The following is a 12,268-nucleotide window of genomic DNA, read 5'->3' as shown; positions in this document are numbered from 1 at the left end:
CATTTTGCCACCGAAAAGCAGCTTAGCATCGAAGTCAGCCCTAGGGTAAAGGTCACGTTGATGATCTTCACTGAAGTCATCGAGGATTTCCATGCACAGCCCTCGTGAAACCATCCTCACCGCGCTGCACGCGCGGCTTTCGGCGCTGCCCGCCACGGCCCTGCGCGGCGAGGTGCTGCCCGAGCGCGTGCCGGCCAATGGCCTGCTGATCCTGCGCGACGGCGAGCCGGGTGAGCCCGAGGTGACGTTGTCGCCGCTGGCTTACCACTACCAGCACAGCGCCGAGATCGAGGCGGTGGTCCAAGGTGCCGACCGTGACGCCGCCTTCGACACGCTGACCGCCAGCATCGGCACCGCGCTCGCCGCCGACCGCACGTTGGGCGGGCTCTGCGACTGGGTCGAGGCGGAAGCGCCGCGCCCGGTCGACCTGCCGGTCGAGGGCGCGGCGAGCCTGAAGGCCGCCGTGATTCCGGTGGTGTTGCACTATTCCACGGCCGACCAGCTGGCCTGACCCAACCGACCACAGGAGACGAACATGGCACGAGCCCAAGGGGCGCGGGCGCTGATGGCGCTTGCGTTCGAGACGACCTATGGAACGCCGCCCGCCAGCGGCTTCACCCGCATGCCCTTCGCCAGCAGTTCGCTCGGCGCGGAGCAGCCGCTGCTGAACTCAGAGCTTCTCGGCTACGGCCGCGATCCGCTGGCGCCGATCAAGGACGCGGTGACGGCCGATGGCGATGTCGTCGTGCCGCTCGACGCCGAAGCCTTCGGCTTCTGGCTGAAGGCCGCGTTCGGCGCGCCCACGACCACGGGCGCGGAAGCCCCGTACAGCCACGAGTTCCAGTCGGGGTCCTGGACGCTGCCCAGCATGTCGATCGAGACCGGCATGCCGGAGGTGCCGCGCTATGCGATGTATTCCGGCTGCGTGCTCGACCAGATCACCTGGCAGATGCAGCGCTCGGGGCTGCTGACCGCAACCGCGCGGCTGGTCGCGCAGGGCGAGACGGTGGGCACGACGACCAGCGCCGGGACGCCCGCCGCGCTGGAGCTGAAGCGCTTCGGGCATTTCAACGGATCGATCACGCGCGACGGCACGGCGCTCGGCAATGTGGTCTCGGCCGAGATCACCTATGCCAACAACCTCGACCGCATCGAGACCATCCGCTCGGATGATCGCATCGACGGGGCGGACCCGTCCATCGCGGCGCTCACGGGACGGATCGAGGTACGCTTCGCCGATCAGACGCTGGTGACGCAGGCGATCAACGGCGAGGCCTGCGAGATGGAATTCGCCTATGTCCTGCCGTCCGGCGAGAGCTTCACCTTCACCGTGCACGCCGTCTACCTGCCGCGCCCGCGCATCGAGATTTCCGGGCCGCAGGGCGTGCAGGCGACCTTCGACTGGCAGGCGGCGCGCGACAGCGTCGTCGGCCGGATGTGCACCGCCACCCTCGTGAACGACGTGGAGACGTATTGATGCTGACGCTCGACCTGACCAATGCGCCGCGCTGGCACGACCTCGCGCCCGGCGTGCGGGTGCAGCTGCGCCCGCTGACCACCGCGCTGATGGTGGCGACGCGCAACGATCCCGCTGTCGAAGCGGTGTCCGAGGAGGCTTCCGACGAGGAACGTGCCGTCGCGTTCGCCAAGGCGCTTGCGCGCCGCGCGGTGCTCGCCTGGGAGGGTATCGGCGATGCGGAAGGCAACGCGATCGACCCGAGCCCCGAGGCCATCGACGCATTGCTCGACGTCTGGCCGATCTTCGAGGCTTTCCAGCTGACCTACGTCTCGAAGGGGCTGCTGCTGGAACAGGAAAAAAACGCCTCCGCGCTCTTGCCGAATGGTCCTTCGGCGGGGGCGACCGATATTGCCAAGCCTGCGCGCAAGCCTGCCCGGACTGCCCGGCGCGGCTGAACCGTCCGGAAACTCCGGAGGGTTGGCAGGTCTGGGACCTCGTCGGCCGTCTCGGCGGCCAGCTGCGTGTTCTGCCCGGCGCGGTGATCGGCTGGGACATGTCCGCCGCACTGGCGCTCGGGGACGCCCTCGGCGTGCCGCCGCTCGCCATGGCCGAACTGCTGCCCGTGATCGAAGCGGTGATGGTGGCCAAACTCAACGAACAGATGGAACGCCCCAATGGCTGAAAAACGCGTCAGCGTCCGCCTTGCGGCGGTCGGTGGTCGGCAGGTGCGTGCCGAGCTGGAAGGCGTCGGCGAGGCCGGCGCCCGAGGTTTCGGACGGCTGAGCCGGGAAATGGAAGCTGCCAACGCCCGGCTCGCTGCCTTCTCGCGGCGTGTCCGGGTCGCGGCAGCCGCTGCCGTGGCCGCCGCTGCCGCTGCAGGCGTGGCGATGGTCCGCTCCGGCCTTCAGATCGTCGATGCGCAGGCCAAGCTCGCACAGTCGCTTGGCACCACCGTCGCCTCGATCCAGACGCTCGAGCGCGCGGGCGAGCTGGCGGGCGTGTCGATGTCCGGCATCGAACAGGCCACCAAGGATCTGACGCGCCGTCTGAGCCAGGCGGCCGCCGGGACCGGCCCCGCCGCCGATGCGCTCGACCGGCTGGGGCTCTCGGCCAATGAGCTGATCGCCCTGCCGCTGGACCAGCGGGTCGGCGCCATCAACGCGGCCATCGAGAACTTCGTGCCCGCCGCCGAGCGAGCAGCCGTGGCGGGGCAGCTCTTCGGCGAGGAAGGCTCCATCGCGATGAGCCGGATCGACACCGCTACGCTGCGCCAGGCGACGGAGGATGTCCTCGCCTTCGGTGTAGTCGTCTCCGAACAGGATGCCGACCAGATCGAGCGGACGAACGACGCCATCTCTCGGCTTGGGCTGATCTGGCGTGGGCTCTCCAACCAGCTGGCCGTCGCCGCAGCCCCGGCACTGGAAGCCGTCGCCAACGCCATGGCGGCGGTGGCCAGCCGCACTGGCCCGCTCGGCATCGCGATCCGCGTTCTCTTCGACAATATCGGCCGCCTGACAACCTATGCCGCCACCTTCGCCGCGTTCCTCGCGGGTCGCTGGGTGGCTGGCATGGCCGCTGCAGCGCTCTCCGTACGCGGCCTCGCCACGGCGCTTGTCGTGCTGCGCGGGGCGCTGATCCGAACCGGCATCGGCGCCCTGATCGTCGGCGCGGGCGAGCTTGTCTATCAGTTCACCCGGCTCGTCTCCGGTGCAGGCGGCTTCGGCGAGGCGATGTCGCTGCTGAAAGACCTGGCGGTCGAGGTCTGGGAACGCATCAAGATGGGTGCGGCGGGGGCGGGCGCGGCCGCCACGGCGATGTTCTTCGACCTGAAGGCCGACGCCGCGTCGGGCATGCAGAGCGCCATCGAGAGTGTCGTCGGATTCGGCAATACCGCGGCGAACACCTTCGAAGGCGCCTACGACGCGATCAAGGCGATCTGGGGTCTGCTGCCCGCCGCCATCGGCGATCTGGCGTTCCAGGCCGCGAACAGCCTGGTCGATGGCGTGGAGGCGATGCTGAACGGCGTGGTCTCACGCATCAACGGCTTCATCGGCGGCATCAACGAGGGGCTTGAAGCCCTAGGGTCGGAGCGGCGCATCTCGCTGGTGCCGGACCTCGATCTCGGCGAGATCGAGAACCGCTTCGAGGGGGCAGCCAGTGCCGCCACGACGGCGGCGCAGGTGGCGTTCGACCGGGCGTTCGAGGACAACCCGCTGACCGCGCCCGATCTCGGCCTGACCGAGGCGGCGAACCGCGCGCTCGAATCGGCGAACCTCTACCGGGGCACCGCGCACGATCTGGCCGAAGGGGCCCGCGCGCCGCTCGAAAGCTGGCAGGCGCTGCGGGATGCAGTGCGTGGCACCGACGAGGACGGCGCCGATGCGCTGGCCGAGGCCACGGCCGCGGCGGAGCGGTTCGAGACCGCGCTCGACAGCGCCGGACAGGCCGCGACCGATGCCGGTGCCGCTTCAGGCGCCGCTGCTGCCGCAGCCGAGCCCAATGTGGAGACCGCGGTCACCGGATGGCAGGCGGTTACGGCCGCGCTGTCTGATTACGCCAGCAAGGCCCGCGAGATCGGCGGCGACATCGGCCAGAGCCTGGTCGGCGCCTTCCAGTCGGCCGAGAACGCCGTTGGCGATTTCGTCCGGACCGGGAAGCTGAACTTCCGCGACCTCGTCACCTCGCTGCTGGCCGATCTCGCCCAGCTGGCGGCGCGGCGGTTCATCCTGGGGCCGATCGCCAATGCGCTCTCCGGCGTATTCTCCGGGGCGGGCGGCATCTTCGCCAACGTCCTGCACGCGGGCGGGATAGTCGGCTCCGCTGGCCCCTCGCGCTTGGTTCCGGCCATGGCCTTCGCCGCTGCGCCTCGGATGCACAGCGGCGGCATGGCGGGACTTCGCCACGACGAGGTGCCCGCGATCCTGCAGCGGGGCGAGCGGGTGCTGTCGCGGCGCGAGGCGCAGAGCTACGGCGCGGGCGGGGTCACCGTCACCATCATGGCGCGTGACGCCGAGAGCTTCCGGCAATCCCGCACACAGGTTGCGGCCGACATCGCCCGTGCGGTCTCGCTCGGACGCAGGGGGCTCTGAGCCATGGCGTTTCACGAGGTCCGGTTCCCGGACGACATCAGCCGGGGCGCACGGGGCGGGCCGGAGCGGCGCACGCAGATCGTCGAGCTCGCCTCAGGCGACGAGGAGCGCAACGCCAGCTGGGCCAACTCTCGCCGCCGCTACGACGTCGCCTACGGCATCCGCCGCGCGGACGATCTGGCGGCGGTCGTCGCCTTCTTCGAAGCGCGCAACGGCAGGCTCCACAGCTTCCGGTTCAAGGATTGGGGTGACCACAAGTCCTGTCTGCCTTCGGGCACACCGGTGCCGACCGACCAGCTCATTGGCACCGGCGACGGCGCGACGACCACCTTCCAGCTGGTGAAGCGCTACGCCTCCGGCGCGCAATCCTGGACGCGCACCATCGCCAAGCCGGTGGCGGGCACCGTGCGCATTGCGCTCGGCGGGGTCGATCAGCCCTCCGGCTGGTCGGTCGACACGACAACCGGCCTCGTCACCTTCAGCGCCGCTCCGGGCGCTGGCGTCGCGATCACCGCGGGCTTCGAGTTCGACGTGCCCGTCCGCTTCGACACCGACGTGCTCGACGTGACGCTCGACCTCGAGCGGCTCGGCTCGATCACCTCCATTCCGCTTCTGGAGATCCGGCGATGAACGACACCGGCAGCTTCGTTGCGGCCGTGCTGCGCGAGCTCGCGGCCTCGACCGCCGTGATCCTCGCCGCCTGGGGCGCGCTCGGGGGCGCGACGAACGCACTGACCACGAAGATGCGGCTGCGCGAAGCGCTCCGGCATATCCTGCTCGGCGGGCTGATCGCCGCCGGGATGGGCAGCCTCTCCATGGCCGTGATCACCGCCTGGCTCAGCCTTCCGCCCGAAGCGATCCCCGCGGGCGGGGCGGCGGGCTCGGCCGCCTATCTCGTCGGGGTCTTCGGCCCGGCCTTCATCGAGATGCTGCTCGCCCGACTGCGCCGCGCCAACGAAGGCGGCGGCGATGAATGAGCTTTTCCGCCTTGCGCGGTCCCTCCGCTGCGACCTGGCCGACCCTCGAGCGGCCTTTACCCATCGCCTGCGCGTCGGCCTCGCCGTCGCGGCTCTGATCCTGATCCTCTCGCTTCTCCGGTAATCCCATGCACATGACCGACCGGGGCCTCTTGGCCCTCGTCCGGCACGAAGGAATCGTGCCCGGGCCCTATCTCGATGTGAAACAGGTCTGGACCTTCGGCATCGGCCACACCGCCGCCGCCGGGCCGCCCGATCCGGCCACGATGCCGCGCGGTATGCCCGCCGATCTCGACGCCGGGATCCGCGAAGCGTTCCGGGTTTTCCGGGCCGACTTGGCTGCTTACGAGGCCGCCGTCCTGCACGCCGTGACGGTGCCGCTCAAGCCGCACGAGTTCGATGCGCTGGTCAGCTTCCACTACAATACCGGTGGCATCGCGAAGGCTGCGCTGACCCGACATCTCAATGCCGGAAATCGCCTTGCAGCCGCCGACGCTTTTCTGAACTGGCGGCGACCGGCGGCGATCATTCCGCGGCGGGAAGCCGAGCGCGACCTGTTCCGCCACGCCCGCTATCCCGGCGGCACGATCCCGGTCTGGTCCGTGGACAGCACGGGATGCGTGGATTTCTCGCAGCCTGTCCGGCGGCTGGCGGAGAGCGAAGCGCTGGCGCTCCTGCGGCCCGCGCAGAGCGATGCCCCAGTCACCCCACCGCCGAGCGGCTGGCTCGCCCGGCTGGCCGCCTTCTTCTCCAACCTGATCCGGAGGGCCTGATCCCATGCGCTACGTCCGACCCAATTCCATGACCTGGTGGGCGGGCCTGCTCGCCATGCTCACCGGCATCGCGTCGCTCGCACTGCCCGCGACCGGACCCCTCGCCGAGCTGTCCCGCCTGGTCGCGCTGCTCGCCGGCAGTGGCGACGCCTCGCCCGCGGGGCTCATGTTCCTCGGGCTCGGCCTAATCGGCCTGCGGGACCGGATCGAGCGGGGGTTCCGCGGCGATGCTTGAGTTCTTCGCAGGTCTGATTGTTGGCGGCTGCCTCGGCGTCTTCGTCATCGCCCTCTGCGTGGCCGCAGCCCGCGGAGAGCGGGACGATGGCTGAGCTCCTGATCTGGCTGGTCGCGGCGCTAGCCGCGGTTGGAGGTGTCGTCCTCGGTCGGGTCTGGGGGCGCACGGAAGGGGAGCGCGTGGGCAAACGGGAGGCGGAACGCGATGCCATGCAAGACAAGAACGAGCGCGTCGAGCGCGGGCGCGACGCGGTTCGCGATGGCCGCGGCGCTCACGATCCTGCTGACCGGCTGCGCCGCAACGATGGGCGCTGGTGATGCGGGCTGTGCCTCCTATGCCGAGGCGCGGCTCGCCCGGCCTCCTGCCGAGACTGTCGCGGAGGTGCCGCCGGACTGGGCGGACTGGATCGCCGATCTGGACGACCGCATGACGGGAACCTGCCGATGAAAACCCTCTCGCACGGCTTCCAGGCCCATCTCGACGACGGCACAACAACTCTTGCCTGGTGCTGGCGGATCACCCGCGTCGACGGCGTGAGCTTCGGCTTCACCGATCACGACCGGACGCTCAGCTTCGATGGCACGGACTTCGAACCCGAGAGCGGGCTCACTGCGTCCGAGGTGCGCTCGGGCTCGGACCTCTCGGTCGACGCGCAGGATGCCGAGGGTGTGCTGACCTCGGACCGGATCACCGAGACCGACATTCTCGACGGCCGCTGGGACAATGGAGAGGTCGAGGTCTGGCGGGTGAACTGGACCGATACGAGCCAGCGCGTGCTGATGCGGCGCGGCGCCATCGGCCAGATCCGGCGCGGGCGGCTGGCCTTCGTTGCCGAGGTCCGCTCGCTTGCGCATGTGCTCGGCCAGACGGTCGGGCGGACTTTCCAGGCGACCTGCGATGCCGCGCTCGGCGATGCACGCTGCGGCGTCGATCTGGAGGGCCCGGCCTACAAGGGCACGGGCGCAGTGATCGATCTGCTGCGCGACCGGTCCTTCACCGCCTCGGGCCTCGGCGGCTTCGCCTCCGGCTGGTTCACCTTCGGCACGCTGGACTGGACGAGCGGAGCGAACGCCGGACGACGCACCGAGGTTTTGGGCCATGACGTGACGGACGGCATCGCGGTGCTGACGCTGCTCGAGGCGCCGGTGCGGTCCATCGCCGACGGCGACGCCTTCACCATCCGCGCGGGCTGCGACAAGCGTATGGAGACCTGCGGCGCGAAGTTCGCCAACACCGTCAACTTCCGGGGTTTCCCGCACATCCCGGGCCAGGATGCCGTGCTGCGCTACGCCACGAAGGACGGCGGGCACGAGGGGTCGGTGCTGTGAACGCCGCTGATCCCCAGCACGTCATCACCATTGCGCGGTCCTGGCTCGGAACGCCGTATCATGATCAGGCCAGCCTGCGCGGTGTCGGCTGCGATTGCCTCGGGCTGGCGCGGGGCGTCTGGCGCGAGGTCGTCGGCCCCGAGCCGTTCCCGATCCCGCCCTACAGCCGGGACTGGGGCGAGACCGGGCCGCGCGAGGTTCTGGCCGAGAGCGCACGCCGGATGATGATCGAGGTGTCGCCCGCCGAGGCAGGCCCCGGCGCGCTGATCCTCTTCCGCATGAAGCCCCGCGCCATCGCCAAGCATGTCGGGATCCTGACCGGCCCAGACATTTTCCTCCATGCATACGAGCGGCTCGGCGTGATCGAGGAACCGCTCACTCCATGCTGGCGGCGGCGCATCGCCTTCGCTTTCCTGTTCCCGCAACGCTGAGACCCGACCATGGCAACGCTTGTCCTCGGTGCCGCTGGCGCCGCCATTGGCGGTTCGATCGGCGGGGCGATCCTCGGCGTCAGCGCCGCGACCATCGGCGGCTTCATCGGCTCCAGCATCGGCTCGGTCGTCGACAGCTGGATCATCTCGTCGCTGGCGCCCACCCAGCGCATCGAGGGCGCGCGGCTCGACACGCTGCGCATCACCTCGGCCACCGAAGGCGCGGTCATCCCGCGGCTCTACGGACGGATGCGCATGGGCGGCAACATCATCTGGGCGACGGATTTCCGCGAGGAGACGAAGACCACCACGCAGGGCGGCGGCAAGGGCGGTGGGGGCGGCAAGGTCAAAACCACTGAGTATCTGTACTATGCCAGCTTTGCCGTGGCGCTCTGCGAGGGCCCGATCACCGGCATCGGGCGCATCTGGGCCGACGGCAAGCCGATGGACCTCTCCGGCGTGACCTGGCGCTGGTATCCGGGAAGTGAGGCGCAGGCGGCCGATCCGTTCATCGCCGCGAAGATGGGGGCGGCCAACACGTCGGCCTATCGCGGCACGGCCTATGTCGTCTTCGAGGAGCTGCCGCTTGCGACCTATGGCAACCGGCTGCCACAGCTTTCCTTCGAGGTGTTCCGCCCGCTCGCCGATCCCGACACCGCCGAGGGGCTGACCCGCGCCGTCACCATGATCCCCGCCTCGGGCGAGTTCACCTACGCGACGCAGGCGATCCGCAAGACCGACGGCGGCGCGACGGTGCCCGAGAACCTGAACGCGCTGGCCGACTCCACCGACATGGTCGAAGCGCTGGACCGGCTGCAGGCGATGGCTCCGGCGGTCGAGAGCGTCAATCTGGTCGTGGCGTGGTTCGGCGACGATCTGCGCGCGGGATCGTGCAAGGTGCGGCCCGGCGTCGAGGTGTCGGCCAAGTCGACCACGCCCGCCAGCTGGTCGGTCAACGGCGTCAGCCGGGCCAGCGCCTTCCTGGTCAGCCGCGACGATCAGGACCGCCCGGTCTATGGCGGCACGCCGTCCGACTTCGCGGTGGTGCAGGCGATCCAGGAGATGAAGGCCCGCGGGCTGCGGGTCACCTTCTACCCGTTCATCCTGATGGACGTGCCACCCGGCAACACGCTGCCGAACCCGTATTCCGACAACGCCGCGGAGACCGGTCAGCCTGCGTTCCCCTGGCGGGGGCGGATCACCTGTTCCCCGGCTGCGGGGTTCGCCGGGACGGTGGACAAGACGGCCACGGCGGCAAGCCAGGTCGCGGCGCTGTTCGGCGCGGCGACACCTGCGAGCTTCAGCGTGGCGGGCGAGAGCGTCAGCTGGACCGGGCCATCCAGCGACTGGGGCCTGCGGCGCATGGTGCTGCACTACGCCCATCTCTGCGCGGCGGCGGGCGGGGTCGATGCGTTCCTGATCGGGACCGAGATGCCGGGGCTGACGACGATCCGCTCGGGCGCGGCCACCTATCCGGCGGTGCAGGCCTACCGGGATCTGCTCGCGGATGTGCGCTCGATCCTCGGGTCCGGCACGAATATCGGCTATGCCGCCGACTGGAGCGAGTATTTCGGGCACCAGCCGGGCGACGGCTCGGGCGACGTGTACTTCCACCTCGATCCGCTCTGGGCCGACCCGGAGATCGATTTCGTCGGGATCGACAATTACATGCCGCTGTCGGACTGGCGCGACGGGTTCGATCATGCGGACGCGCAGGAGGGCTGGCCCGCGATCTATGACCGGGCCTATCTGCAGGCGAACATCGCGGGCCGCGAAGGCTTCGACTGGTTCTATGCATCGGCGACGGATCGGTCGGCACAGGTCCGGACGCCGATTGCCGATGGCGCCGCCGGCAAGCCATGGGTCTTCCGCTACAAGGATCTGCGCAGCTGGTGGTCGAACCCGCATTACAATCGCCCCGGTGGGGTGGAGAGCGGCACGCCGACAGCATGGGTGCCGCAATCCAAACCCATCCGCTTCACCGAACTCGGCTGCCCGGCCATCGACCGGGGCACCAACCAGCCCAACGTCTTCTTCGACCCGAAGTCATCCGAGAGCTTCACGCCGCATTTCTCGCGGGGCTGGCGCGATGACGCCATTCAGCGCGCCTATCTCGAGGCCACGTATCTCTGGTGGGGCGAGGCCGCGAACAACCCGGTGTCATCGGACTACGGCGGCCGGATGGTGCACGTCCCCGAATGCGCCGCCTGGACCTGGGACGCGCGGCCCTATCCGTTCTTCCCGGCGCTGACCGACGTCTGGACGGACGGCGCGAACTGGCGGCTCGGCCACTGGCTGACGGGGCGGCTCGGCGCTGTGTCGCTGGCGGCCCTCGTGCGGCACCTCTGCCTGCGCGCCGGGCTGCCCGGGGCGCGGATCGACGTCATCGGCCTCTGGGGCGCGGTCGAGGGCTACGCCATCACGGCGCTGGAGAGTCCGCGCGCGTCGATCACCACGCTGTCGCGCCACTTCGGCTTCGACGCCGTGGAGACCGAGGGCGTGATCCGTTTCATCATGCGTGGCCGGGCGTCGGTCGCCACGTTCGATCCCGACGATCTTGTGGCCGCCCGCGAGGGCGACGTGCTGGAACTGACGCGGGGCCAGGAGACGGAACTGCCGCAGGCGCTGAAGTGGCAGGTCGCCCGCGCCGACGAGGATTACGACGCGGCCCTCGTCGAGGCGCGGCGCATCACCGTCGACACGACACGGATCGCCTCGGAGAGCTTCCCGATGGCGGTGCCGCCCGAGGAAGCCGAGCGGCGCTGCCGCCGCGCGCTGATGGAGGCGTGGGTGGGGCGCGAGACGGCGGCATTCCGTCTGCCGCCCTCGCGGCTCGCGCTCGATCCGGCGGACCCGATCCGGCTCGCCCATGACGGGCGGCTGGTCGACCTGCGGCTCGTCTCCATCGCCGACGCGGAGGCTCGCGGCATCGAGGCGGTCCGCCAGGATCGCGCGACCTACGACCTGCCGCCCGGCGATCCCCGCGCGGCGTCGCTGACGCGCGCCGTGGTGTTCGGCGCGCCGGACGCGGTGCTGATGGACCTGCCGCAGCTGACCGAGGACCAGCCCGCGCATCGGCCGATGGTCGTCGCGCATGCGGTTCCCTGGCCCGGCGAGATTGCGGTGTTCCGCAGTCCTTCGACCGATGGCTTCGAGCTGCTGACGACGTTCGGCAGTCGCGCCCGGATTGGCCAGCTGGTCTCCGACTTCTACGCGGGCCCCACCTCGCGCTTCGATTTCGGAAATGCGCTTGTGGTCGATCTGCTCACCGGCACGTTGGAAAGCGTCACCGACCTGACCCTGTTCGGGGGCGCCAACGCGCTTGCCATCGAGAGCGCGCCTGGGGTCTGGGAGATCGTGCAGGCCGGCGCGGCCGAGCTGCTCGCGCCCGGTCGATATCGGCTCACCCGGCTTCTGCGCGGACAGCGCGGCACGGAAGGTGCCATGGGCAACCCGGCGCCCGCCGGCGCGCGGGTGGTGGTGCTGGACGACAGCCTCGCGTCGCTGCCGATCGCCGAGGCCGATCTTGGCATCCCGTGGAACTGGCGCATCGGCCCGGCCAGCCGCCCGGTCAGCGACGAGACCTATGTGGCGCAGACCTTTACCCCCGCGGGCGCGGGACTGCGGCCCTTCTCTGTCGCCCATGTCGAGCAGCCGTGGCGTCGCCCACGCACGCCCGGCGATCTGACCATCCGCTGGACGCGCCGGTCCCGCGCTCTTTCCGCCGACAGCTGGGGCGGGCTGGAGGTGCCGCTGGCGGAGGAACTGGAAACCTACGAGGTCGAGATCCTCGACGGCGCGGCCGTGAAGCGGGTGCTGAGCGCGGCCACCACCAGCGCCGTCTACACCGCCGCCCAGCAGAGCGCCGACTGGGGCGCGCCGCTCGCCCCCGGCGACACCGTCAACATCCGCATCTACCAGCTCTCCGCCCTCGTCGGGCGGGGCGCGCCGAAAACTGTCACGCTCACGTTCTGAA

General features: G+C 70.1%; 14 protein-coding genes. All 14 read left to right on the top strand.

Going from position 1 to position 12,268, the window contains the following annotated elements; translation table 11 throughout:
* Nucleotides 1-91: 91 nt before the first annotated feature.
* The 14 genes from AC4PTO_RS09720 (at nt 92) to AC4PTO_RS09655 (ending at nt 12,267) form a co-directional block, all read left to right on the top strand.
* Complete coding sequence (locus AC4PTO_RS09720; RefSeq protein WP_272860089.1) at nt 92-511, top strand: acyl-CoA transferase; 420 nt, start codon at nt 92-94, stop codon at nt 509-511.
* 24 nt (nt 512-535) lie between these two features.
* A complete protein-coding gene (locus tag AC4PTO_RS09715; RefSeq protein WP_272860088.1) occupies nt 536-1,477 on the top strand; it encodes a phage tail tube protein in 942 nt (313 codons plus the stop codon).
* On the top strand, nt 1,477-1,914 hold the full coding sequence (locus AC4PTO_RS09710) for a phage-derived protein YdaY family protein (protein ID WP_272860087.1): 438 nt from the start codon (nt 1,477-1,479) through the stop codon (nt 1,912-1,914). The genes AC4PTO_RS09715 and AC4PTO_RS09710 overlap by 1 nt, the downstream gene beginning before the upstream one ends.
* 98 nt (nt 1,915-2,012) lie before the next feature.
* Nucleotides 2,013-2,141, top strand: a complete 129-nt coding sequence (locus AC4PTO_RS09705; protein ID WP_255453286.1) for a DUF7697 family protein — start codon at nt 2,013-2,015, stop codon at nt 2,139-2,141.
* Nucleotides 2,134-4,548, top strand: coding sequence for a phage tail tape measure C-terminal domain-containing protein (locus AC4PTO_RS09700; RefSeq protein WP_272860086.1), 2,415 nt, complete (start codon nt 2,134-2,136; stop codon nt 4,546-4,548). The genes AC4PTO_RS09705 and AC4PTO_RS09700 overlap by 8 nt, the downstream gene beginning before the upstream one ends.
* 3 nt (nt 4,549-4,551) lie before the next feature.
* On the top strand, nt 4,552-5,178 hold the full coding sequence (locus AC4PTO_RS09695) for a DUF2460 domain-containing protein (RefSeq protein ID WP_272860085.1): 627 nt from the start codon (nt 4,552-4,554) through the stop codon (nt 5,176-5,178).
* On the top strand, nt 5,175-5,525 hold the full coding sequence (locus tag AC4PTO_RS09690) for a hypothetical protein (RefSeq protein ID WP_272860084.1): 351 nt from the start codon (nt 5,175-5,177) through the stop codon (nt 5,523-5,525). The genes AC4PTO_RS09695 and AC4PTO_RS09690 overlap by 4 nt, the downstream gene beginning before the upstream one ends.
* Before the next feature lie 128 nt (nt 5,526-5,653).
* On the top strand, nt 5,654-6,298 hold the full coding sequence (locus tag AC4PTO_RS09685; RefSeq protein ID WP_272860082.1) for a lysozyme: 645 nt from the start codon (nt 5,654-5,656) through the stop codon (nt 6,296-6,298).
* 4 nt (nt 6,299-6,302) lie between these two features.
* A complete protein-coding gene (locus AC4PTO_RS09680; RefSeq protein ID WP_272860081.1) occupies nt 6,303-6,533 on the top strand; it encodes a hypothetical protein in 231 nt (76 codons plus the stop codon).
* A gap of 86 nt (nt 6,534-6,619) precedes the next feature.
* Entirely contained in the window at nt 6,620-6,850 is a 231-nt protein-coding gene (locus tag AC4PTO_RS09675; protein WP_272860080.1) for a hypothetical protein, read from the top strand.
* Nucleotides 6,837-6,980, top strand: a complete 144-nt coding sequence (locus AC4PTO_RS09670; protein WP_155992549.1) for a hypothetical protein — start codon at nt 6,837-6,839, stop codon at nt 6,978-6,980. Before AC4PTO_RS09675 ends, AC4PTO_RS09670 begins: the two co-directional genes overlap by 14 nt.
* The gene (locus AC4PTO_RS09665; RefSeq protein ID WP_322329513.1) at nt 6,977-7,861 is read left to right on the top strand and encodes a phage/gene transfer agent baseplate hub protein; all 885 of its coding nucleotides are present in this window, start codon (nt 6,977-6,979) and stop codon (nt 7,859-7,861) included. The genes AC4PTO_RS09670 and AC4PTO_RS09665 overlap by 4 nt, the downstream gene beginning before the upstream one ends.
* A complete protein-coding gene (locus AC4PTO_RS09660; RefSeq protein WP_090735024.1) occupies nt 7,858-8,292 on the top strand; it encodes an NlpC/P60 family protein in 435 nt (144 codons plus the stop codon). The genes AC4PTO_RS09665 and AC4PTO_RS09660 overlap by 4 nt, the downstream gene beginning before the upstream one ends.
* A 9-nt stretch (nt 8,293-8,301) precedes the next feature.
* Entirely contained in the window at nt 8,302-12,267 is a 3,966-nt protein-coding gene (locus tag AC4PTO_RS09655; protein ID WP_322329514.1) for a baseplate multidomain protein megatron, read from the top strand.
* Nucleotide 12,268 lies beyond the last annotated feature (1 nt).

The sequence above is a fragment of the Rhodobacter maritimus genome (assembly GCF_058747975.1).
Note: the sequence above shows the minus strand (reverse complement) of the source record. Positions and strands in the feature narration are given on the sequence as shown.